The organism is Streptomyces sp. NPDC021080 (assembly GCF_044333225.1).
Classification (GTDB): Bacteria; Actinomycetota; Actinomycetes; order Streptomycetales; family Streptomycetaceae; genus Streptomyces.
The window spans coordinates 149,708-171,308 of the sequence record NZ_JBIRQM010000005.1; the positions used below are offsets into that span (position 1 = coordinate 149,708).

General features: G+C 70.1%; 21 protein-coding genes and 1 pseudogene. 11 read left to right on the top strand and 11 right to left on the bottom strand.

Annotation, left to right across the window (positions count from 1 at the left end):
• Positions 1-43: 43 nt before the first annotated feature.
• From dut to ACH4S8_RS14000, 7 genes are all read left to right on the top strand, one after another.
• The gene (dut, locus tag ACH4S8_RS13970; protein ID WP_398393415.1) at positions 44-535 is read left to right on the top strand and encodes a dUTP diphosphatase; all 492 of its coding nucleotides are present in this window, start codon (positions 44-46) and stop codon (positions 533-535) included.
• A 1-nt stretch (position 536) separates the two neighbouring features.
• Positions 537-1,301, top strand: coding sequence for a DUF3710 domain-containing protein (locus ACH4S8_RS13975; protein WP_398393417.1), 765 nt, complete (start codon positions 537-539; stop codon positions 1,299-1,301).
• Positions 1,302-1,667: 366 nt separating this feature from the next.
• Positions 1,668-2,888 (top strand): alginate lyase family protein, encoded by a 1,221-nt coding sequence (locus tag ACH4S8_RS13980; RefSeq protein ID WP_398393419.1) that lies wholly within the window; start codon positions 1,668-1,670, stop codon positions 2,886-2,888.
• Positions 2,889-3,207: 319 nt separating this feature from the next.
• On the top strand, positions 3,208-5,751 hold the full coding sequence (locus ACH4S8_RS13985; protein ID WP_398393421.1) for an ATP-binding protein: 2,544 nt from the start codon (positions 3,208-3,210) through the stop codon (positions 5,749-5,751).
• Complete coding sequence (locus tag ACH4S8_RS13990; RefSeq protein WP_037620035.1) at positions 5,748-6,431, top strand: response regulator; 684 nt, start codon at positions 5,748-5,750, stop codon at positions 6,429-6,431. Before ACH4S8_RS13985 ends, ACH4S8_RS13990 begins: the two co-directional genes overlap by 4 nt.
• A gap of 117 nt (positions 6,432-6,548) precedes the next feature.
• Positions 6,549-6,947 (top strand): OB-fold nucleic acid binding domain-containing protein, encoded by a 399-nt coding sequence (locus tag ACH4S8_RS13995; protein ID WP_261707694.1) that lies wholly within the window; start codon positions 6,549-6,551, stop codon positions 6,945-6,947.
• Positions 6,948-6,950: 3 nt separating this feature from the next.
• Positions 6,951-7,718, top strand: coding sequence for a DUF3159 domain-containing protein (locus ACH4S8_RS14000; RefSeq protein ID WP_398393424.1), 768 nt, complete (start codon positions 6,951-6,953; stop codon positions 7,716-7,718).
• 232 nt (positions 7,719-7,950) lie between these two features.
• Here ACH4S8_RS14000 and ACH4S8_RS14005 read toward each other — a convergent pair whose 3' ends face one another.
• Together ACH4S8_RS14005 and ACH4S8_RS14010 are read right to left on the bottom strand one after the other, a co-directional pair.
• Complete coding sequence (locus ACH4S8_RS14005) at positions 7,951-8,631, bottom strand: TrkA family potassium uptake protein (protein WP_326785033.1); 681 nt, start codon at positions 8,629-8,631, stop codon at positions 7,951-7,953.
• Positions 8,631-9,302 (bottom strand): TrkA family potassium uptake protein, encoded by a 672-nt coding sequence (locus tag ACH4S8_RS14010; RefSeq protein WP_326785032.1) that lies wholly within the window; start codon positions 9,300-9,302, stop codon positions 8,631-8,633. The genes ACH4S8_RS14005 and ACH4S8_RS14010 overlap by 1 nt, the downstream gene beginning before the upstream one ends.
• A 528-nt stretch (positions 9,303-9,830) precedes the next feature.
• Here ACH4S8_RS14010 and ACH4S8_RS14015 point away from each other — a divergent pair.
• Both ACH4S8_RS14015 and ACH4S8_RS14020 read left to right on the top strand, forming a co-directional pair.
• Positions 9,831-11,879, top strand: a complete 2,049-nt coding sequence (locus ACH4S8_RS14015) for an APC family permease (protein ID WP_398393427.1) — start codon at positions 9,831-9,833, stop codon at positions 11,877-11,879.
• Positions 11,880-12,043: 164 nt separating this feature from the next.
• Positions 12,044-13,372: a class I SAM-dependent RNA methyltransferase gene (locus tag ACH4S8_RS14020; RefSeq protein ID WP_398393429.1), complete on the top strand. Its 1,329-nt coding sequence runs from the start codon at positions 12,044-12,046 to the stop codon at positions 13,370-13,372.
• A gap of 215 nt (positions 13,373-13,587) precedes the next feature.
• On the opposite strand, the pseudogene ACH4S8_RS14025 reads toward ACH4S8_RS14020, so the two are convergent.
• The 9 genes and pseudogenes from ACH4S8_RS14025 to ACH4S8_RS14065 form a co-directional block, all read right to left on the bottom strand.
• Positions 13,588-14,127 (bottom strand): annotated as a pseudogene (locus ACH4S8_RS14025) (ATP-binding protein); the annotation flags it as partial.
• A gap of 144 nt (positions 14,128-14,271) precedes the next feature.
• Positions 14,272-14,508: a hypothetical protein gene (locus ACH4S8_RS14030; protein WP_398393431.1), complete on the bottom strand. Its 237-nt coding sequence runs from the start codon at positions 14,506-14,508 to the stop codon at positions 14,272-14,274.
• Positions 14,505-14,798 carry a hypothetical protein gene (locus ACH4S8_RS14035; RefSeq protein WP_398393434.1) on the bottom strand — a complete coding sequence of 98 codons (294 nt, stop codon included), beginning with the start codon at positions 14,796-14,798 and terminating at the stop codon, positions 14,505-14,507. Before ACH4S8_RS14035 ends, ACH4S8_RS14030 begins: the two co-directional genes overlap by 4 nt.
• 209 nt (positions 14,799-15,007) lie before the next feature.
• Positions 15,008-15,910 carry a hypothetical protein gene (locus tag ACH4S8_RS14040; protein ID WP_398393436.1) on the bottom strand — a complete coding sequence of 301 codons (903 nt, stop codon included), beginning with the start codon at positions 15,908-15,910 and terminating at the stop codon, positions 15,008-15,010.
• A gap of 88 nt (positions 15,911-15,998) precedes the next feature.
• Positions 15,999-16,178 (bottom strand): hypothetical protein, encoded by a 180-nt coding sequence (locus ACH4S8_RS14045; RefSeq protein WP_398393438.1) that lies wholly within the window; start codon positions 16,176-16,178, stop codon positions 15,999-16,001.
• Between the two features lie 294 nt (positions 16,179-16,472).
• On the bottom strand, positions 16,473-17,093 hold the full coding sequence (locus tag ACH4S8_RS14050) for a hypothetical protein (RefSeq protein WP_398393440.1): 621 nt from the start codon (positions 17,091-17,093) through the stop codon (positions 16,473-16,475).
• Between the two features lie 8 nt (positions 17,094-17,101).
• Positions 17,102-17,428: a hypothetical protein gene (locus tag ACH4S8_RS14055; protein WP_398393442.1), complete on the bottom strand. Its 327-nt coding sequence runs from the start codon at positions 17,426-17,428 to the stop codon at positions 17,102-17,104.
• Positions 17,428-18,078, bottom strand: a complete 651-nt coding sequence (locus ACH4S8_RS14060; protein WP_398393444.1) for a hypothetical protein — start codon at positions 18,076-18,078, stop codon at positions 17,428-17,430. Before ACH4S8_RS14060 ends, ACH4S8_RS14055 begins: the two co-directional genes overlap by 1 nt.
• A gap of 147 nt (positions 18,079-18,225) precedes the next feature.
• A complete protein-coding gene (locus ACH4S8_RS14065; RefSeq protein ID WP_398393446.1) occupies positions 18,226-19,998 on the bottom strand; it encodes a hypothetical protein in 1,773 nt (590 codons plus the stop codon).
• A gap of 513 nt (positions 19,999-20,511) precedes the next feature.
• On the opposite strand from ACH4S8_RS14065, the gene ACH4S8_RS14070 reads away from it, so the two are divergent.
• Both ACH4S8_RS14070 and ACH4S8_RS14075 read left to right on the top strand, forming a co-directional pair.
• Complete coding sequence (locus ACH4S8_RS14070) at positions 20,512-21,354, top strand: helix-turn-helix domain-containing protein (protein WP_398393448.1); 843 nt, start codon at positions 20,512-20,514, stop codon at positions 21,352-21,354.
• Positions 21,336-21,545, top strand: coding sequence for a DUF397 domain-containing protein (locus ACH4S8_RS14075; RefSeq protein ID WP_398393450.1), 210 nt, complete (start codon positions 21,336-21,338; stop codon positions 21,543-21,545). Before ACH4S8_RS14070 ends, ACH4S8_RS14075 begins: the two co-directional genes overlap by 19 nt.
• The last annotated feature ends 56 nt before the right edge of the window (positions 21,546-21,601 follow it).

Here is a 21,601-nt window from a genome sequence, read left to right on the forward strand (position 1 = left end):
CCGTAGCCCCGGGGCGACCGAGCCCCGTCCAGAAGTTCCCGTGATGATCAGGCGCGTCGACCCGGACGTCCCGCTCCCCGAGTACGCGCACCCCGGTGACGCGGGAGCCGATCTGCGCACCACCGAGAGCCGCGAGCTGAAGCCCGGTGAGCGGGCCGTGCTGCCGACGGGCGTGGCCATCGCGCTGCCCGAGGGGTACGCGGCCTTCGTGCACCCCCGGTCCGGCCTCGCCGCCCGCTGCGGTGTAGCCCTCGTGAATGCCCCGGGGACGGTGGATGCCGGGTACCGTGGGGAGATCAAGGTGATCGTGGTGAATCTCGATCCGCGCGAGTCGGTGCGGTTCGAGCGCTTCGACCGGATTGCTCAACTGGTCGTCCAGCAGGTCGAGAAGGTCCGCTTCCAGGAGGTCGCGGAACTTCCCGAATCGGCGCGGGCCGCAGGGGGCTTCGGGTCCACCGGCGGTCATGCCGCCGTGGACAGCACAACGGGTGGGAATCGATACGCTTCGGTCGTATCCGACCGGGAAGGACAGTGACGTGTTCGGACGTCGCAAGAAGGGCAGTGCCGCCGAGGACGCGGCGGGCGAGGCCGAGCAGGTCGTCGACGGCGTCGACACTGAGGCGGACGAGAACGCGGAGCGCGAGCGCGTGAGGCTCGAACCCGAGCCGCGCCCCGACGGGCCCTGGGACAGTGAAGAGGTGCGTGACCCGGCCGAGGGCCGGGTGGACCTCGGTGGTCTGTTCGTGCCCGGAGTCGACGGCATGGAACTGCGGGTCGAGGTCGCGGGCGACGCGATCGTCGCGGCGACCGTCGTCGTCAACGACAGCGCCGTGCAGCTCCAGGCCTTCGCCGCTCCCAAGCGCGAGGGCATCTGGGGCGAGGTGCGCGAGGAGATCGCCACCGGGATCACCCAGCAGGGCGGTGTCATCGACGAGGTCGAGGGCCCGCTGGGCTGGGAGCTGCGGGCGCAGGTGCCGGTCCAGCTGCCGGACGGCACGGGCGGCTTCCAGGTCGTGCGGTTCGTCGGCGTGGACGGCCCCCGCTGGTTCCTGCGCGGAGTGATCTCCGGGCAGGGCGCGGTGCAGCCGCAGGCCGCGGGTCTGCTGGAGCAGATCTTCCGGGACACGGTCGTCGTCCGCGGCGAGGGCCCGATGGCCCCGCGCGACCCGATCGTCCTGAAGCTGCCGAACGACGCGCAGATGGTCCCCGAGGGCGTTCAGCAGGAGGACCAGAGCGGCTCCCGCTTCTCCGGAGGCATGGGACAGCTGCAGCGCGGACCGGAGATCACCGAAGTCCGCTAGACGGACGACGGACAGTCGAAGAGACGGGCGACGAAAGGGCCGCACCCCTTGGGGTGCGGCCCTTTCCCGTGCGCGGATCGGGCTCCGGTGTGGGGCTCGCGAGGGCTTCCTCACGCGGCTCGTGCGGGTGTCCGTACGCGGTTCGTGCGGGCGGGCTCGCGAGGGCGTCCGTGCGCGATTCGTCCGGCCCTCTGTGGGCGAGGCCCCAAAGTGCGCGCCTCGCTGGTTTCTGTATGTGAACGATGGTTGAGCAGCAGCTCCTTCTTCAGGCCTTGACGGAAGCTTGGTCCGTACCTATGGTCACCGGCCAGCGCACCATGTTCAGCATCCCGTGTGTCATTCACATACAAGAATGGATGGCTCTGCATGTCCGACACCCCCACTCGGCATTGCCGTAGACGGCGCCCGGCCTTCCTCGCCACCGTCGCCGCCGCGACCGCCGCACTCGTCGGCACCCTCCTGTCCGGGCCCGGCGCACACCGGGCCGACGCGGCGCCCGCCGCCTTCGTCCACCCCGGAGTCACCGTCTCCAGAGGACAGCTCGACTTCGTCCGCACCCAGGTCCTGGCCGGCGCCCAGCCCTGGAAGGGCGCCTACGACCAGATGACGGCGAGCAAGTACGCCTCGCTCACGCGCACCCCCGCGCCCCGTGCGACCGTCGAGTGCGGCTCGTACTCCAACCCGAACTACGGCTGCACGGACGAGCGCGAGGACGCGATCGCCGCGTACACCGACGCCCTCGCCTGGTACATCACGCGCGACGACCGGTACGCCAAGAAGTCGATCGAGCTGATGGACGCCTGGTCCGCGGTGATCAAGTCCCACACCAACAGCAACGCGCCCCTGCAGACCGGCTGGGCGGGCTCCTCCTGGCCCAAGGCCGCCGAGATCATCAAGTACACGTACACCGGCACCTGGGCGAACTCCGGCCGCTTCGCGAGCATGCTGCGCGACGTCTACCTCCCCGAGGTCATCAACGGTTCCAATTCCAACGGGAACTGGGAGCTGTCGATGATGGAGGCCGCGGTCGGCATCTCCGTCTTCCTGGAGGACAAGACCTCGTACGACAAGGCCATGGCGAGGTTCCGGACGCGCACCGCGGCGTACGTCTATCTCTCCACCGACGGCGCCGTGCCGAAGACCGTGCCGAGCCAGAACCTCGACACCACCGCGAAGATCGTCAGCTACTGGCAGGGGCAGTCCACCTTCGTCACCGGGCTGACCCAGGAGACCTGCCGCGACCTCACCCACACCGGGTACGGCATCTCGGCCATCTCGCACATCGCCGAGACCAGCCGCATCCAGGGACAGGACCTGTACGGCACCGACGTCGGGGAACGGCTGCGTCAGGCGCTCGGCTTCCAGGCGAAGTACCAGCTCGGCACGGCCGTGCCCGGCTGGCTCTGCGGCGGCTCGCTGAACCTCGGACTCGGCCCGGTCACCGAGGTCGGCTACAACGCCCTGCACAACCGCCTGGGCATCGCGATGACCAACACCCAGGCACTCACCCAGCAGAACCGCCCGGCCGGCAGCAACAACCTCTTCGTCGCGTGGGAGACGCTGACGCACGGCGACAATCCCGCGTGAACCGAAGCGGGGGTCTCGTCCGATGAGGCAATGAGGGACCGGGCGACCGGCCGGGAGACCGGCGCCCGGTCCACGGGGATCATCGGGAGGGAACATGAGCCGAACCGTCACGCGTACCACCGGCACTGTCGCCGACGCCGGCACCACCACGGTGACCAGTACGGTTCCACGCCGGACCGCGTGGAACCGTACGAGGCCGCGCGGGGCATCAGGGTTGCGTCAAGGACGTTCCCCGGCGGGCCGTTCGTCCCCTTCGCCGGGAACCCTGGCCGTAAGGTCGACGCTGCGTACACAGCGGTGACAGGAAGACAATAAGGTCATGGGACGCGGCAAGCTTCGGATCTATCTCGGTGCGGCACCGGGCGTGGGCAAGACGTACTCGATGCTCTCCGAGGCGCACCGCCGCGTCGAGCGCGGGACGGACTGCGTGGTGGCGTTCGTCGAGCACCACGAGCGGCCGCGCACCGAGGTGATGCTGCACGGCCTGGAGCAGATGCCGCGCAAGGAGCTGGAGTACCGGGGCGCCGTCTTCAGCGAGATGGACGTCGACACCGTGCTCGGCCGCGCTCCGGCCGTCGCCCTGGTGGACGAACTGGCGCACACGAACGTGCCCGGTTCCCGCAACGCCAAGCGTTGGCAGGACGTGGAGGAACTGCTCGCCGCCGGCATCGACGTCGTCTCCACCGTCAACATCCAGCACCTGGAGTCACTGGGTGACGTCGTCGAGTCGATAACGGGTGTACGGCAGCGCGAGACCGTGCCGGACGAGGTGGTGCGGCGGGCGGACCAGATCGAGCTGGTCGACATGTCGCCGCCCGCACTGCGCCGCCGCATGGCCCACGGCAACATCTACAAACCCGACAAGGTCGACGCGGCCCTGTCCAACTACTTCCGTCCGGGCAACCTCACCGCCCTGCGCGAGCTCGCGCTGCTGTGGGTCGCCGACCGGGTCGACGAATACCTGACCGAGTACCGCAGCGAGCACCAGGTCTCCAAGATCTGGGGATCGCGGGAGCGGATCGTCGTCGGTCTGACCGGCGGTCCGGAGGGCCGGACGCTGATCCGGCGTGCCGCGCGGCTGGCCGAGAAGGGAGCGGGCGGCGAGGTCATGGCCGTCTACATCGCCCGCAGCGACGGCCTCACCTCCGCCTCGCCGAAGGAGCTGGCCGTCCAGCGCACCCTGGCCGAGGACCTCGGCGGCACCTTCCACCACGTGGTCGGCGACGACATCCCCGCCGCACTGCTGGACTTCGCGCGCGGTGTCAACGCCACCCAGATCGTGCTCGGCTCCTCCCGCCGCAAGACCTGGCAGTACGTCTTCGGCCCGGGCGTCGGCGCCACGGTCGCCCGGGAGTCCGGCCCCGACCTGGACGTCCACATCGTCACCCACGAAGAGGTCGCCAAGGGGCGCGGTCTGCCGGTGGCGCGCGGAGCACGGCTCGGGCGTTCCCGGATCATCTGGGGCTGGGCGGTCGGCATCGGCGGTCCCGTGGTCATGGCCCTGCTCCTGAACACCATCGACCTCGGCCTCGCCAACGACATGCTGCTGTTCCTGGCGGTGACGGTCGCGGCCGCCCTGCTCGGCGGTCTGCTCCCGGCCCTCGCCTCCGCGGCCTTCGGCTCCCTGCTGCTGAACTACTTCTACACACCGCCCCTGCACCGGCTGACCGTCGCCGACCCGAAGAACATCGTCGCCATCGTGATCTTCGTGGGCGTCGCCGTCTCCGTGGCGTCGGTGGTGGACCTGGCGGCCCGCCGCACCCACCAGGCGGCGCGGCTGCGGGCCGAGTCGGAGATCCTCTCCTTCCTGGCGGGCAGCGTGCTGCGCGGCGAGACCAGCCTGGAAGCGCTGCTGGAGCGCGTCCGGGAGACCTTCGGGATGGAGTCGGTCGCGCTGCTGGAGCGCGCGGGCGACGTCGACCCGTGGACCTGCGCGGGCAGCGCCGGACCCGCGCCCGCGACCCGCCCCGAGGACGCCGACGTCGACATGCCGGTCGGTGACCACATGGCGCTCGCGCTGTCCGGACGGGTGCTGCCCGCCTCCGACCGCCGGGTCCTGGCCGCCTTCGCCGCGCAGGCCGTGGTGGTCCTGGACCGCCAGCGCCTCCAGTCCGAGGCGGACCAGGCCAAGGAGCTGGCCGAGGGCAACCGCATCCGCACCGCCCTGCTGGCCGCCGTGAGCCACGACCTGCGCACCCCGCTCGCCGGGATCAAGGCGGCCGTCTCGTCCCTGCGCTCCGACGACGTGGCCTGGTCCGAGGAGGACCGGGCCGAACTCCTCGAAGGCATCGAGGACGGAGCGGACCGCCTCGACCATCTGGTGGGCAACCTGCTGGACATGTCCCGGCTCCAGACCGGCACGGTCACCCCGCTGTTCCGCGAGATCGACCTCGACGAGGTCGTCCCGATGGCCCTCGGCGGCGTCCCCGAGGACAGCGTGGACCTGGACATCCCGGAGAGCCTGCCGATGGTCGCCGTCGACGCCGGACTCCTGGAGCGCGCCGTCGCCAACCTCGTCGAGAACGCCGTCAAGTACAGCCCCGTCGACGAACGGGTCCTGGTCGCCGCGAGCGCCATGGCCGACCGCGTGGAGGTACGCGTGGTGGACCGTGGCCCCGGCGTCCCGGACGACGCCAAGGATCGTATTTTCGCGCCCTTCCAGCGCTACGGAGACGCCCCGCGCGGCACCGGAGTGGGCCTCGGCCTCGCGGTCGCCCGCGGCTTCGCCGAGGCGATGGGCGGCACCCTCAACGCCGAGGACACCCCCGGCGGCGGACTCACCATGGTGCTCACGGTGCGGGCGGTGGACCACCGGCCCGGCCTGGCCGCCCGATCAGCAGTCGCAGAAAGGCAGGCTTCATGACCCGGGTCCTCGTGGTCGACGACGAGCCGCAGATCACCCGAGCCCTCGTGATCAATCTGAAGGCACGCAAGTACGAGGTCGACGCGGCCCCCGACGGAGCCACCGCACTCCAGCTCGCCGCCGCCCGCCACCCCGACGTCGTCGTGCTCGACCTCGGCCTGCCCGACATGGACGGCGTCGAGGTGATCAAGGGGCTGCGCGGCTGGACCCGCGTGCCGATCCTCGTACTGTCCGCCCGGCACTCCTCGGACGAGAAGGTCGAGGCCCTCGACGCGGGCGCCGACGACTACGTCACCAAGCCCTTCGGCATGGACGAGCTGCTCGCCCGGCTGCGTGCCGCCGTCCGCCGCGCGGAGCCCACCGGGGGCGGTGAGGACGACGTGATCGTGGAGACCGCGGGGTTCACCGTCGACCTGGCGGCGAAGAAGGTGCACCGCGACGGGCGGGACGTCCGGCTCACCCCCACGGAATGGCATCTGCTGGACGTGCTCGTCCGCAACACGGGCCGGCTCGTCGGCCAGAAGCAGCTGCTCCAGGAGGTCTGGGGCCCGTCCTACGGGACCGAGACCAACTACCTGCGGGTCTACATGGCCCAGCTGCGCCGCAAGCTGGAGGTGGACCCCTCGCACCCGAAGCACTTCATCACCGAACCGGGGATGGGATACAGATTCGAGCGGTGACGCGGGCGTGCCCCGCCGGACACCCGCGCGGTCGTCCGATCGGGCGGAGTCCGGGGCCGGTTCGGGCAGCGGTGCCGCCGGTACGAAGCTGTCGGCGCCCCCCGGTACGCTTTCGGTATGAGTGCTGTTCCTCGTTCCGAAAAGCCGGCGGGCCGCTTCCGGCGCATGATGGACCGGCTCTCCTCGTCCCAGGAGGACCTGGAGTCCGAGGAGCTGCGGGAGGACGCGGCGACCGCGGGCTGCACCCGGATCGGTGACTGCCACGACCGGCAGATAGTCACGGTTACTGGTACCTTGCGCACGGTCACTCTGCGGCCGAGGGCCGGTGTCCCGGCCCTGGAGGCCGAGCTGTTCGACGGCTCGGCCGCCCTGGACGTGGTCTGGCTCGGCCGCCGCTCCATCGTCGGCATCGAGCCCGGACGCAAGCTGATCGCCTCCGGCCGTATCTCGATGAGCCGGGGCCGTAGGGTGTTGTTCAATCCGAAGTACGAACTCAGACCCCTCGGACGGGAGTAGCCGGTGACGTCGCTCGACAAGCCGACCGAAGACGCCCAGGACGCCCAGGACGATGCGCGGGCGGTGACCGAGGCCGCACTCTTCGAGGCGTTCGGCGGCGTGCGGGGCATGGTCGAAACCGTGATGCCGGGCCTGCTCTTCGTCACCATCTTCACGATCAACAAGGACCTGCACTGGGCGGCGATCGCCGCCCTCGCCGTGTCCCTGCTGCTCGTCGTGATCCGCCTGGTGCGGCGCGACACCGTGAAGCACGCCTTCAGCGGTGTCTTCGGCGTCGCCTTCGGCGTGGTCTTCGCGATGATGACGGGCAACGCCAAGGACTTCTACCTGCCGGGCATGCTCTACACGCTCGGGCTGGCCGTCGCCTACATCGCGACGACCCTCGCGGGCGTCCCGCTGATCGGTCTGATGCTCGGCCCGGTCTTCAAGGAGAACCTCTCCTGGCGCACCCGCAACCCCGGCCGGAAGCAGGCGTACACGAAGGCCAGTTGGGCCTGGGGCCTGATCATGCTCGCCAAGTGCGCGGTGCTCTTCCCGCTCTACTGGTGGGGCGACACGACCCAGTTCGGCTGGGTCCTGATCGCTCTGAAGATCCCGCCCTTCCTGCTCGCCGTCTGGCTCACCTGGGTCTTCCTGGCCAAGGCGCCGCCGCCCATCGACGTGTTCGCGGAGATGGAGGCCGAGGAGCAGGCGGAGAAGGAGCGCAAGGCCGCCTTCGCGAGCGAGCGCGGTGACGCCCCGGCCCCGGCCAGGCACCGCCGCCAGGCGTGAGCCACGTACGGCTGAGGACGCCCGCGGGCGACTGAGCGCGAGCCGCGCTCCGACTGCGACACGCTTGCGGTCCGACTGAGCACGAGCCGCGCTCCTGCCGCGGCAGGCCTGTGGCAGGACCGTGGTACGACGAAGGGGGCGCCCGGAGAATCTCCGGGCGCCCCCTTCGTCGTACCACGGCGCGGGGCCTTCTCCCGCCGGCGGAGGCCGTACCGCCGACGGGAGGCAACGGCTACTTCGTCGTGCTCGTGTCGCGGCGCACCGACAGCAGGTCCTCGAGCTGCTCCTCGCGGGCCTGGGCGGCCACGAAGAGGAGTTCGTCGCCCGCCTCCAGGGAGTCCTCCCGGGAGGGGGTCAGGACGCGGGTGCCGCGGATGATGGTCACCAGCGAGGTGTCCTCCGGCCACGCGACGTCGCCGACGGTCGTGCCGGCCAGGGCGGACTCCGGCGGCAGGGTCAGCTCGACGAGGTTGGCGTCGCCGTGGCTGAAGCGCAGCAGCCGCACCAGGTCGCCGACGCTGACGGCCTCCTCCACGAGCGCCGACATCAGGCGCGGGGTGGAGACGGCGACGTCCACGCCCCAGGACTCGTTGAAGAGCCACTCGTTCTTGGGGTTGTTCACACGGGCGACGACGCGCGGGACCCCGTACTCGGTCTTCGCGAGCAGCGAGACCACGAGGTTCACCTTGTCGTCGCCGGTGGCCGCGATGACCACGTTGCAGCGCTGCAGCGCGGCCTCGTCCAGGGAGGTGATCTCACAGGCGTCGGCGAGCAGCCACTCCGCCTGCGGGACGCGCTCGACCGAGATGGCGGTCGGCGCCTTGTCGATCAGCAGGATCTCGTGGCCGTTCTCCAGCAGTTCGCCCGCGATCGAGCGGCCCACGGCACCGGCACCGGCAATGGCGACTCTCATCAGTGCCCCGCCTCTTCTTCAGGGCCCTTGGCGAAAGCCGCCTCGACCTTGTCCACCTCGTCGGTGCGCATCATCACGTGCACCAGGTCGCCCTCCTGCAGCACGGTCTGCGAGCTGGGCAGGACCGCTTCGCCCAGCCGGGTGAGGAAGGCTACGCGTACGCCCGTCTCGTCCTGGAGGCGGCTGATCTTGTGGCCCACCCAGGCGACGGAGGTGTGCACCTCGGCGAGCTGCACCCCGCCCGTGGGGTCGCGCCACAGGGGCTCGGCGCCCGAGGGCAGCAGCCGGCGGAGCATCTGGTCGGCCGTCCAGCGGACGGTGGCGACGGTCGGAATGCCGAGGCGCTGGTAGACCTCGGCGCGACGCGGGTCGTAGATGCGGGCGGCGACGTTCTCGATGCCGAACATCTCGCGGGCCACCCGGGCGGCGATGATGTTCGAGTTGTCACCGCTGGAGACCGCCGCGAACGCGCCGGCCTCCTCGATGCCCGCCTCGCGCAGGGTGTCCTGGTCGAAGCCGACTCCGGTGACACGACGGCCGCCGAACCCGGAGCCCAGCCGCCTAAAAGCGGTGGGGTCCTGGTCGATCACGGCGACCGTGTGCCCCTGTTGCTCCAGGTTCTGGGCAAGAGCGGAACCTACTCTTCCGCAGCCCATGATGACGATGTGCACGACCGTCCTTCCGCATGAATGGTTACGGCTCAGGCTAAACAGGGTCTCAGACCGCCGCCCAAGCTACACACGCATGGTCGGCCGGGGGCATCCTTGAGCAGGTTCGGCCGTGCCTTTTTCGCGGAGAACGTTCGCGGAACGGCGCTGAACGGTGCTCAAGGGCCCTGAACGGCGCCGGACGCGAGGTCGGCGCCGTGTGTGCCGCGAACGCCGGGGGCAGCGCTGGGGCGGCGCCGCGTGATGCCGCGGACGCCCTCGGGGTCAGCGCCGTGTGATGCTGCGAACACTCGCGAGGGTCAGGATTCCGAGGCCGGCCAGTGCGACGGCCGCGCCGACGAGCTCAGCGGTCAGGTGCATGGGTCCTCCAGGACGCTCGGGAACGGGGTTTTGTCATATAGACACGGGGACCTCCGGGGCCACGGAATCCGCAGCCGGAGCCCGCCCCGATTTCACCCGGAGAGCAGACGACGGGCCGAAGAGGGACGGCGGGTGGGCGACAGCCAGTTCGAACCCCTACGATTCCCTGTTGTGTCCAAACTGACCGACGTGCCCAAGCGGATCCTCATCGGGCGCGCACTGCGCAGCGACCGGCTGGGGGAAACGCTTCTGCCGAAGCGCATCGCCCTTCCCGTTTTCGCATCCGACCCGCTCTCCTCCGTGGCGTACGCGCCCGGCGAAGTGCTGCTGGTCCTCTCCATCGCGGGCGTGTCGGCCTACCACTTCAGCCCCTGGATCGCGGTCGCGGTCGTCGTGCTGATGTTCACGGTGGTCGCGTCCTACCGCCAGAACGTGCATGCCTATCCGAGCGGCGGCGGCGACTACGAGGTCGCCACCACCAACCTCGGGCCGCGGGCCGGCCTCACGGTCGCCAGTGCGCTGCTCGTCGACTACGTCCTCACCGTCGCCGTCTCCATCGCCTCCGGCATCGAGAACCTCGGCTCCGCGGTGCCGTTCGTGGTGGAGCACAAGGTGTTCTGCGCGGTCGCCGTCATCGTGCTGCTCACGCTGATGAACCTGCGCGGGGTCAAGGAGTCCGGAAAGCTCTTCGCGATCCCGACGTACGTCTTCGTCGCCGGCGTCTTCATCATGATCGCCTGGGGCGCGTTCCGCGGGCTCGTGCTCGGCGACACCATGCTGGCGCCGACCGCCGAGTACCACATCAAGGCCGAGCACCAGGGGCTCGCGGGCTTCGCCCTCGTCTTCCTGCTGCTGCGCGCCTTCTCCTCCGGCTGTGCGGCGCTCACCGGCGTCGAGGCGATCTCCAACGGTGTCCCGGCCTTCCGCAAGCCCAAGTCGAAGAACGCCGCGACCACGCTCGCGGCGATGGGCCTGCTCGCCGTCACCATGTTCTGCGGCATCATCGCCCTGGCCATGACCACCAAGGTGCGCATGGCCGAGAACCCGGCCACGGACCTGATCCACAACGGTGTCGCGGTCGGCTCCGACTACGTCCAGAACCCGGTGATCTCCCAGGTCGCCGAGGCCGTGTTCGGCAAGGACAGCTTCCTGTTCATCCTGCTGGCCGCCGCCACCGCCCTCGTACTCTTCCTGGCCGCGAACACCGCGTACAACGGCTTCCCGCTGCTCGGTTCGATCCTCGCCCAGGACCGCTACCTGCCGCGCCAGCTCCACACCCGCGGCGACCGCCTCGCCTTCTCGAACGGCATCGTCCTCCTGGCCGGCGCCGCGAGCATGCTCGTGATCATCTACGGGGCCGACTCGACGCGCCTGATCCAGCTCTACATCGTCGGCGTGTTCGTCTCCTTCACTCTCAGCCAGACCGGCATGGTCCGCCACTGGAACCGCCACCTGGCCAGTGAGACCGACCCGGCCAAGCGCACCCACATGATCCGCTCCCGCGCGATCAACGCCTTCGGCGCCTTCTTCACCGGCCTGGTCCTGGTCGTCGTCCTCGTCACCAAGTTCACGCACGGTGCCTGGGTCGCCCTGCTCGGCATGGTGATCTTCTACGCGACGATGACCGCGATCCGTAAGCACTACGACCGCGTGGCGGAGGAGCTCGCCGCCCCCGAGGGGCCGACCGACGACAGCGTCCGTCCCTCCCGCGTCCACTCCGTCGTCCTGGTCTCCAAGATCCACCGGCCGGCGCTGCGCGCCCTCGCCTACGCCAAGCTGCTGCGCTCCGACACCCTCGAAGCCCTCAGCGTCAACGTGGACCCGGTCGAGACCAAGACCCTGCGCGACGAGTGGGAGCGGCGCGGCATCGACGTACCGCTGAAGGTCCTCGACTCGCCCTACCGCGAGATCACCCGGCCCGTCATCGAGTACGTGAAGGGCCTGCGCAAGGAGTCGCCGCGCGACGCGGTCTCCGTGATCATCCCCGAGTACGTCGTCGGCCACTGGTACGAGCACCTGCTGCACAACCAGAGCGCCCTGCGCCTCAAGGGCCGCCTGCTGTTCACCCCGGGCGTCATGGTGACCTCGGTGCCCTACCAGCTGGAGTCGTCCGAGGCCGCGAAGTTGCGTGCCCGCAAGCGGCAGGACTGGAACGCTCCGGGCGCGGTGCGCCGCGGACCGGCCCACGAGCGGCCCAAGGAGCCCACCCAGAAGAGCTGACGGGACGGGAGGCGCGCCGCGAGCGCGTCGACCTGACGGGGGCGGGAAGCGCGCCGGGTGCACACTGACAGGACGGGAAGCGCGCCGGGAGCACGTAGACTGGACGGCTGTTGTCCGGCTGTGTTGTCCGGCCGTTTCCCCCTCTCATCTGGAGTCACCCCACCATGCAGGCAGAACCGAAGAAGTCGCTGGTGGGGGACGAGTACGAGGTCGAGATCGGCCCCGTCGCGCACGGCGGGCACTGCATCGCCCGCACGGACGAGGGCCAGGTCCTCTTCGTCCGCCACGCGCTGCCCGGCGAGCGCGTCGTCGCCCGGGTGACCGAGGGCGAGGAGGGCGCACGGTTCCTGCGCGCCGACGCCGTGCGGATCATCGACGCCTCCAAGGACCGCGTCGAGGCGCCCTGCCCGTACGCGGGCCCCGGCCGCTGCGGCGGCTGCGACTGGCAGCACGCCAAGCCGGGCGCGCAGCGCCGGCTCAAGGGCGAGGTCATCGCCGAGCAGCTGCAGCGCCTCGCGGGCCTCACGCCCGAGGAGGCCGGCTGGGACGGCACGGTGATGCCCGCCGAGGGCGACAAGCTGCCCGCCGGCGAGGTGCCCCAGTGGCGCACCCGCGTCCAGTACGCCGTCGACCCCGACGGCAACGCCGGACTGCGCCGCCACCGCTCGCACGAGGTCGAGCCCATCGAGCGCTGCATGATCGCCGCCCCCGGAATCACCGAGCTCGGCATCGAGGAGCGCGACTGGTCCGGCATGGAGGCCGTCGAGGCGATCGCCGCTACGGGCTCGCAGGACCGCATGGTGATCCTGGAACCGCGCCCCGGCGCCCGCCTCCCCCTGGTCGAACTCGACAAGCCGGTCTCCGTGATGCGGGTCGCCGAACAGGACGGCGGCATCCACCGCGTCCACGGCCGCGCGTTCGTGCGCGAGCGCGCCGACGGCCGCACCCACCGGGTCGGCAGCGGCGGCTTCTGGCAGGTCCACCCGATGGCCGCCGACACCCTCGTCAAGGCCGTCATGCAGGGCCTGCTGCCCCGCAAGGGCGACATGGCCCTGGACCTCTACTGCGGTGTCGGCCTCTTCGCCGGTGCCCTCGCCGACCGCCTCGGCGACCAGGGCGCGGTCCTCGGCATCGAGTCGGGCAAGCGCGCGGTGGAGGACGCCCGGCACAACCTGGCCGGCTTCGACCGCGTCCGCATCGAACAGGGCAAGGTCGAGGCGGTCCTCCCGCGCACCGGCATCACCGAGGTCGACATCATCGTCCTCGACCCGCCCCGCGCGGGCGCCGGCAAGAAGACGGTCGAGCACCTGTCGTCGCTGGGCGCGCGAAAGATCGCCTACGTGGCCTGCGATCCGGCGGCCCTGGCACGCGACCTGGCGTACTTCAAGGACGGCGGCTACAAGGTGCGGACGCTGCGGGCGTTCGACCTGTTCCCGATGACGCATCACGTGGAGTGCGTGGCGATTCTGGAGCCGGTGAAGAAGTCCGGCTGAGGCCGGGGGCTCCGGGCCTGCGGCCGCAGAGGACGAGGTCAGCGTGATGCCGACGTATCGAGGCCCTCTCGGTTGTCGGCAGGGCGGGGCGCGCACCCGTTCAGGGCGTCGGCTGGTTGGAGAAGCGCTTCGGCTCCGACAGCGCAGCGCGTGCCCCGTCGAAGTCGGCGAGCCTCGCCGACACCGTGGCCACCGCCAGTCGCTCGGGGAGCGCCGCCGAACTCGGTCGCGTTGTGCAGGAACGCCACCCCGGACAGGGACTTCGGCATCCGCTCCAGTGCCCCGTTGAACGACAGCAGGTACGCGCAGTAGCCGCGGACCTGCTCGATCGGGTTGAGGACGGGGTGCGCGTACGCGTCGATCCGGCAGAGCAGTGGCTCGTTCTCCTCCGGGTGGGCCTCGCTCCACTGCTTCAGTTCGACCACGACGTACGACGGTTCACCCGTGGTGGGGTGCACGCCCGCGAGTACGGCGTCCGCGCGCTTGCTGGTGAGGGGCAGGCCGTACTCGATGAGCACTTCGACGTCGCCGAGCCCGGCATCCATGAGGGCGTTGACGAGAGCCGGGAGGCTGCGTTCCCAGGACCGCACCTCCGCCTGCCCGGCGCGCCGGCCGTGCTGATGGCGGAAGTTCTCGGTCGGATGCAGCGCCGGCGACCCTTCGAGGACGCGGGCGGCCACGGACGCCGCGGACTCACGGAACAGCAAGGAAATGCCCCCAGGCAGCACGAAGAAGACTCGTGCGGGTGGGGGCATGTCCTTCGCGGTCCGCCGCGCGCTCCCGCGAGGCGGATCAGGAAGCCCGTCGGGCCGCTGAGATGGTTCTCGCCGTCCTAGGTGAGCGGTCGGGCCAGGTGGACGGGCAGGACAGGGGCTCGACCACGATGGCGGGCGGCAGGGTCACTGGGTGCTCCGTCTGCTGCGGGTGTTGGCCTCGGAGACCAGGGCGCGCAGCACCTCGGCCCGGTCGAGCGTCCGGACGTGGCGCGGCTCCGCGTCCCATTCGACGCCGCCGCCGAGCGGCCGGAGCTGGAGGTACGGGCCTTCGTGCCCCATGACCCGGCCGACGCGGTCGCGGGCGCTGTCGACCACGACCTCTCCGACCTCGGGTACCGCGTCCTCGCAGGTCTCCCTCATGTGCCGAGGCCACGCAGGATCACGTCCGCGAGCAGGAGAGCCACGGGCGCGGAGCACATCCCGAGGTGGACGAGCGCGTAGCGTGCCTCGCCCTCGCGGTCGTCGGCCCAGGGAGCGCGGATGTCCATCGCGGGGAGCTGGACGCCGGCCCGGCTGAGGGCGGAGGCGAGGGCGTCACGGGCTTCGAGGGCCTCCTGGACCTTCGGGGCGGCGGTCGGCGGGCGGTGCTGACCGGTGGCGGGGCGGGGCGGTGCCGCATGGCCGGAGGGGTGTCGGGGTGTGGGGGGCATCGGCATCCTCGTCGGTTCGGTCCTGCACGGTCCGTCCCGGGTGCGCGGGGCGAGTCGCGCCGCGCGGTCCGGGCGTTACGAGGATGCGCCCGGACGGGGACGGCCACGCTGTGGTCCGGCTCGTGCTTCCGCACGGCACCACGTTCGTTCCACACCTTCCACACCGGCTGCGGGTCTCTCGGAAGGCCGACATGCTTCCGCCGCCCGGCTCAGTCGTGCGGGACTTCCTCGATCACGGTCTCCTTGAAACGCCACGAACCCCGGTTGCCGGTCGCCTCCGCACGCAGGCCCATCTCCCAGGCGATCCGGGCGGCTCGCTGCTGCGGCAGGTCGGGGTAGTCCTCGGGCTGGACCTTGATGTAGCCGCGGCGGTCGGCGGGGTACGTGCGCAGGGCTTCGCGGAGCTTCTCCTCCTGCTCTTCCCCCGTTGTGCGGTCGCCGGTGACGGCCTTGTACGCCTTGCGCAAGCCGATCGACGGCTCTCCGTCGTCCCGCCGTCTCGCGGTGTCCGACCCTCGCCAGGTCATCCAGCCGACGGCGCCGAGTGCGGCGAGTGCGAGCGCAGCTGATCCGAGCGCTTCGCCCGTCGCGTCGGCCTGGCCCGGTGTCCGGGGGCGGAGTTCACCCCGGGGGTCCTCGAGCACGGTCAGCTTCTGGCCGATGTCGTAGCGGTCGGACGTCGTCTTCATGGCCGGTCCCGGAACCTCGGTGCCGTCCTGATGTTCCAGTGCGTAGTTGTAGTCGCGGCCCTTGCGTCCCTCGGCCGGGTCACGCCGCTTCTTCACGACGGTGGCTGCGACCTTCTCCCCGCGTTGCTGCAGCGTGAGATCGTCGCGCGCCATGGAGGCGACGTACACGGACATCAGCGAGACGGCCACGATGAGCAGCGCCGTGTACGCGCTGGACTCCGTGGCGCCCAGCTTCCGGATCAGCAGGGCGAGCAGCACCCCGTGCACGATCCACAGGGGCACCAACAGGGCAGCACCGAAGTCGTCCGCCAGGAGGAACAGCCCCGCGATCACCACGAGTACGTAGCAGCCGATGCCGACCGCGAGCGGGACGGGGTAACGCGTACGCCTCTTCCGCGCCTCGTCCTCGGCAGCACCGCTCATGCTCGCTTCTCCGTCACCAAGTTCGTTCCACACCTTCGGTGAGCCTTGGAGAGGTGCTGCTGCTTCTGTGTCGACCCCACGGCTGCTTCTACGCGTCGGCCGACTGCTCCGAAGCGTTCGCGGACTTCGCGAACGGGGTGACCTCGGTGCCCGCGTCGGGCTGACCGTCCTCGGTGAACCGGAGGCTCCGCAGCACACCGGCCATGACCGGCGCGTAGCACCGCTCCCAGTGGGTGACCTGCGGCGTGGAGAAGGCCATCAGGCACATGTGCCGGCCGTCTCCACTCCCGGAGGGGACAGGGATCATCGCGTGGGAACTGAGCCGTGAGTACCTCGACCTCGAAGGAGTGCAGGCAGTCGGCGGCGTACACCACTCGGCTGTCGTCGAGGAACCGCGAGATCCGCTGGAGTTCCCGTGCCGTCTCCGGCAGCGGCTGTTCGTCCGTCCCGGCTCCCGAAGAGCCGTACGCGCTCCGGGTGTTCACCTCGGCGCAGGCCGCGTCGAAGTCCATGCCCAGCGGCACTTCCTCGAACTCGGAGGGTACGGAGAAGCCGATCCGCATCACCGTCGGCGCCCTTCGCCGGGGTGCAGGGGGCCGGACGGCGGGGGCGGGGGCCCGATCCGCTGCTGGTCGTACAGGTCCACCAGCCGCCGGTTCTTCTCGTACCAGCGCTTCATCCACCGGGGGATCAACGTGGCGATCGCCGCCAGAGGGACGGCGAAGATCACCAGCACGGCGAGTGCCGCGCCGGGCCGGTCACGCAGCACCCCCGCGACGACGAAGCACCCGAGGCTGAGCAGCGCGACGAAGAAGGCAAAACGCTTTGCGCCATTCGTTTCGTAGGCGGTGACACCCCGACGCGCCGAGGCCATCTCTTCGGCCGTGACGGGCCGGGTCGTGCCCGGCTGCGCGGTGGGAGCGTCCCACGTCGGCAGGAGTGGGCCTCCCGCGCGCAGGCGGTCCTGAGCCTGCTGGGCACGTTGTCGAGCCGGCGGGGAATCGTTCCGGACGAAGACCAGGCGGACAGCGCTCTTGCTCGGCATCTCGGTCGCTTGGAGGTCGTAGCCGAACTCGAAGCCGATCGCCGTGATCCTGTCGGAGTGTCTGCCTTCGAGACCGCCGAGGAGGAACTCGGCCCGACCTCGCCCGTCGAAGCGGGACAGTATCTCTGGGTCTTTCATCGTGCGGCTCACTTCCCCTGCGTCCCTGGCGGGGTTCTTCTTGCCTGCGGCGTGGCCACCGGTTCGTACCAGCAGGCAGGGGGCTTCCAGTTGGGGTCCACGGGAGCGAGCGCCTTGGGCGAGGTGCCCGAGGTGCTGCCGCTCACCTGGGTGACCTTGATGCCGGTGTCGGTGGCCTTGGCCGTCAGCGTGCTGCCGGACGAACCGCCGGACGGGCCCGGATGCGGGGGCGCCTGACCGTGCTTGTCTCCGATCGCGAAGGCCGTCGGGGAGGCGAGGAGCAGAACGGGGACGGTTGCGACGACGAGGCTGTACGCCCTCGTTGCCGACCGCATCAGCCGCACCCTCCGGCGACGGTCGTCAGGGACACGTTCTTCCAGACGCCCTGGGAGGTCTTGTCCAGCCGCTCGCGGTACTGCAGCACGGACTCGGGCTTGTCCGGCGTGTCGATGACCTTGCCGGTCTTGCGGTTCTTCGTGGACGCCTTGCGCTCGTCGACGCAGTAGAAGAGCACGCCCGAGCCGGTGTCGTTGATGTGGACCCGGGGGCGATAGACCGTGACCTCGCCGATGAGGCCGTCGTCGGTGTCGGTGAAGCTCTTGATCCACTCGCGGGCGGACGTCAGGGAGGTCCCCGAGTTGTAGAACGCCACGGCGTCCGAGTCCGGGTTCGACTCGATGATCGCCGCGTACTTCGACCTCAGTTCCTCCCGGCCGTCGTCCAGGATCGCCTGGAGCTTCGGGTCGCTGTTGGTCCAGCCTTCGAAGTCCGCCCGGAAGTCCTTGGAGAGCGCGATCTTCGGCCGCCCGGCTGCGTCCTGCGAGGCCGTAGCGGAAGGGCCGGCCGAGGTCTTCTCGCCACCGGCGTCCGCCCCCTTGATCTTGTCCGAGGACGAGTCGTCGCCCCCGCCCGAGCCGCAGGCGGTCAGGAGCAGCGCCGTGGATGCGGTGACCGCGACTACGACGAGCCGGGCGGGGCGGTTCACTTGGGACTCCTGGTGGGGTGAAGGATTGCTCAAGTGAACCGACGCTATCCGTGAGGCATGCGGTGACACCAGTTGGGATCCCGTCAGGACGGGGCAATTACTCCTTGGTGTCGGCACTTTGACCGCTGTTGCCGCCGTTCTCCGTGCCTACTCGGCGTCGCAGGTCGTGGCCTCGGATCCCGTCGGTTTCGTAGGCGGTGCCGTGTCGGTGATCTCGCCCTTCCGGTCCGCCTCGACGGGGGCGTGGTACCGCTGTCGAAGCTGATCGCGTTCGGCGTCCGGGATCGTCATCGACTCGGCGAGCACGGCGGCGAGCGCGTCCACTCGAGTGTTGTCGATGTCGGTGGGGAAGAGCCACCGGATGTTCTCGTCGCGTGTGATGAGGTCGATCGCCAAGCGCGCGCTCTTGTCCGGTGTGGTCGCCGCTCGGACGTAGCGCACCTGGTCGATCGGGATGTCCAGCCGGATCTCGCCCTGCTCGAGGAACGCGCTCGTCCTGGCCGTGATGACGCGGCGATCCGTTACGGCGACCAGGGTCTTCGCCGCCATCTTGTCCCTCGCGGACGCCAGCTTGTCCTTCGCTCCGCTGAAGATCGCGGAGATCGGACCGAGGGCGTCGAGCTGATCGGGGAAGCCGAGGACACGGAGGGCCTCACCGTCCTCGAGGAACCATCGCAGGATGCGAAGGTACGGCTCGAGGTCGAGCACCTCGGGTGCGCAGACGACGCCCGGAGCCTCCAGCGGAGGGGCCGACGGACGGAGAACGTCGGCAAGGGGCGCGATCGCCTCCAGAAGAAGGGCGGAGGTCCGGCGGGCCGCGATCGAGTCCTTCCGCTTCCCCGGCAGTTGCAGCGTGTCGCGTCCGGGGAGTTCGGCGATGATGCGCAACTCCCGCGTCAGCGAGTCGATGAGGCTCGTCGTCTCGGCGAGGGCGGCGTCGAGCTCCGTGCGGGTGTCGCGCGCGATGGAGTCGACGAGCCGGGCCTCGCCGGCGTCCTCGGGACCGGCGGCTCTCGCCCGCGCGGCGTGGAGCGCCTGATATCCGGTCCATGCCTTGACGGAGGACAGGAGGGCGTTCGCGTCGAAGAGGATCGCCTCGGCGTTCGTCTCGAGGTACTCACGACGGGCATGTCCGTCGAGCTGCTGGATCTGCCGGATGTGATCGCCGACGTTCAGGCGGTACAGGTCACGCTGTGTCCGCAGGTCCGCCTTCTTGCCCGCGACGGTGTCCCACAGGGACGTCGGGACCGATCCGACCTCTCGCGCGTGACCGACGACGTGATCGACGGTGGCGACGAGTGCCGTCAGCTCGGCCCACTGCCCGCGGCGGACGGTCGCGAGTACCTGGCTGGTCAGCGCGATGTTGGTCCTGACGAGGTTCTCGACCTCGGTCAGTTGCATCTGAAGGGCGACCATGGCCAGCGCGGGCCCGATCGAGGCCGCGCCCTGCGCCGCGCTCACCGTATCCACGGCGTAGAAACGGGCCTGAGCGAGGAAGCGCCCCGGAATCATCACTGTTCCGAGGTTCGCGCCGTCCTTGACCGCGAGTGTCGCGCCGGCCTTCAGGAGGGCCTGTGTCGCGCTGCTGATCCTGTAGAGCCCCTGCGCGCTGGCGAAGGCGTGTCCGAGGTTGCCGGCCACGGTCGCGGTGTTCCCGATCGAGGCGAGGACCGTGGAGATCTGCTTGCGGTCGGCGGCCGACACGAACCCGAAGTCGAGCAGATCGGGCTTGAGTTCCGCCGGGACCTCACCGAAGACCATGGCGACCCCCGGGAGCACCTCCGCTATGACCGTCGATGCGGTCGCCGAGTCGGTGTCCGGTTCGGGTGCCGGATCTTCCACAACGGGTGAGTCGGCGGTAGTGCTCTGGCCGTTCTCCTCAGGCTCGGCGATCTCCATCGAGTCCGAAGGATCCTGCATGCGATCTCCTATTTGAGGGTGCGCGCAACGGCCAGACGTCGTCGGCGTTCACTGCCGGAGCCTACATTTCGACGCCCCCGGTTCGGCCCGAATCCGCCGGGTTGATTCCGGACCGGCCGATGCCGGGCACGGGTGCACCAGGCGGCACGGAACCGCTCCCGGAGGCGCTTTGAGCGGACTGCTGAACGGTGGTCTGCGAGTACGGGACGAGCCCCGAGCCGGTTGCTGACTGGTCCTGCGTCGGACTTGGGCCGGTGCGGTGGGGCGGGCGTCGGGTGCGTGCGGGTCGTCGTCGGCGAGGTCGGCTTCGGCGGTCGGGGCTTTGGAGGTTCGGTTCCGCTGATTCCTCGATCCGACTGGCTGGTTGAATTACGCTGTGTAGTCCCATTGTTACGAGGGTGCGGCTCGTCTGGGTGTGGGCGGCCGGGCTGTGGGCGGGGGTGCGCTTCCCCGTCGCGTGTGGTGGTTCCACACGTTCCACAGCGGTCACGTGAACGTCCCGGAGGGAGCGGTATGCCGCAACGGCGCGTCGTCACCGGTCGCAGTCAGGAGCCGCGTCAGCGGTTCGCCGAGGAGTTGCGGACGCTACGGGCCGGGAGCGGGACGAGTCTGCGGGCGCTCGGCGAACGGCTGGGCTGGGACTGGTCGTTGTTCGGCAAGATGGAGAAGGGCGAGACGCTCGGCAGCCCGGAGGTTGTCCAGGCCCTCGACCAGCACTACGGGACGCCGGGGCTGCTGCTGGCGCTGTGGGAGCTGGCCGCCGGGGACCATACGCAGTTCCGGGAGCGGTACCGGCGGTACATGGCGCTGGAGGCGGAGGCGGTGAGCCTTTGGCATTTCGCGGTGAGCGTGCTGCCGGGGCTGTTGCAGACGCCTGGGTACGCACGGGAGGTGCTGGCGGCGGGCGGGCTCAAGGGGAAGGAGCTTGAGCAGCAGGTCGAGGCTCGGGTGGGGCGGCGGGAGTTGTTGGAGGGGGAGGACGCGCCGCCGTTCCGGACGATCTTGTCGGAGGCGGTGCTGCGGACGCCGTTGCGGGATGTGGGTGAGTGGCGGGGGCAGCTTGAGTACCTGCGGGATGCTGCGGAGCGGCCCAATGTCACCGTCCATGTGCTTCTGCAGAGCGCAGGACTGCACGGCCTCATGAGCGCGGATATGTGGTACTTGCTCCTTCCTGAGGGCAGGACCGTGGCGTATACCGAGAACGGCTACCAGGGGGAACTGATCGAGGAGTCCGGCCCAGTTGTGCGGTTGCAGAAGACGTACGATGCGGTGCGCGACTTGGCGCTCACCCCCGCAGAGTCGCGCAAGTTCATCCTGCGGATGTTGGAGGAAGTGCCGTGCGATCCATCGACCTGAGTGCCGCCTCCTGGCGCAAGAGCAGCTACAGCAACCAGGACGGTGGGGCCTGCGTTGAGGTCTCTGACGACTTCGCCACTGTTGTCCCGGTGCGGGACAGCAAGGTGCTCAGCGGCCCGGTGCTCGTGTTCCCGGCCGTTGGTTGGGCCTCCTTCGTTTCGGCAGTTCAGGGCGGGCGGTTGGGTGACTGAACAGGCATAACAACGGCCCCGCGATCCGAAGCTCGGATCGCGGGGCCGTTGGCGTA

Excerpts from the sequence above, each read along its gene's own strand:
- ACH4S8_RS13980 (WP_398393419.1), top strand. The coding sequence starts at position 1,668 with ATGTCCGACACCCCCACTCGGCATTGCCGTAGACGGCGCCCGGCCTTC.
- ACH4S8_RS14020 (WP_398393429.1), top strand. The coding sequence starts at position 12,044 with ATGCAGGCAGAACCGAAGAAGTCGCTGGTGGGGGACGAGTACGAGGTC.
- ACH4S8_RS14070 (WP_398393448.1), top strand. The coding sequence starts at position 20,512 with ATGCCGCAACGGCGCGTCGTCACCGGTCGCAGTCAGGAGCCGCGTCAG.
- ACH4S8_RS14005 (WP_326785033.1), bottom strand. The coding sequence starts at position 8,631 with ATGAGAGTCGCCATTGCCGGTGCCGGTGCCGTGGGCCGCTCGATCGCG.
- ACH4S8_RS13995 (WP_261707694.1), top strand. The coding sequence starts at position 6,549 with ATGAGTGCTGTTCCTCGTTCCGAAAAGCCGGCGGGCCGCTTCCGGCGC.
- ACH4S8_RS14030 (WP_398393431.1), bottom strand. The coding sequence starts at position 14,508 with ATGAGGGAGACCTGCGAGGACGCGGTACCCGAGGTCGGAGAGGTCGTG.
- ACH4S8_RS14040 (WP_398393436.1), bottom strand. The coding sequence starts at position 15,910 with ATGAGCGGTGCTGCCGAGGACGAGGCGCGGAAGAGGCGTACGCGTTAC.
- ACH4S8_RS14045 (WP_398393438.1), bottom strand. The coding sequence starts at position 16,178 with ATGTGCCTGATGGCCTTCTCCACGCCGCAGGTCACCCACTGGGAGCGG.
- ACH4S8_RS14050 (WP_398393440.1), bottom strand. The coding sequence starts at position 17,093 with ATGAAAGACCCAGAGATACTGTCCCGCTTCGACGGGCGAGGTCGGGCC.
- ACH4S8_RS13990 (WP_037620035.1), top strand. The coding sequence starts at position 5,748 with ATGACCCGGGTCCTCGTGGTCGACGACGAGCCGCAGATCACCCGAGCC.
- ACH4S8_RS14035 (WP_398393434.1), bottom strand. The coding sequence starts at position 14,798 with ATGCCCCCCACACCCCGACACCCCTCCGGCCATGCGGCACCGCCCCGC.
- ACH4S8_RS14065 (WP_398393446.1), bottom strand. The coding sequence starts at position 19,998 with ATGCAGGATCCTTCGGACTCGATGGAGATCGCCGAGCCTGAGGAGAAC.
- ACH4S8_RS14055 (WP_398393442.1), bottom strand. The coding sequence starts at position 17,428 with ATGCGGTCGGCAACGAGGGCGTACAGCCTCGTCGTCGCAACCGTCCCC.
- dut (WP_398393415.1), top strand. The coding sequence starts at position 44 with ATGATCAGGCGCGTCGACCCGGACGTCCCGCTCCCCGAGTACGCGCAC.
- ACH4S8_RS13985 (WP_398393421.1), top strand. The coding sequence starts at position 3,208 with ATGGGACGCGGCAAGCTTCGGATCTATCTCGGTGCGGCACCGGGCGTG.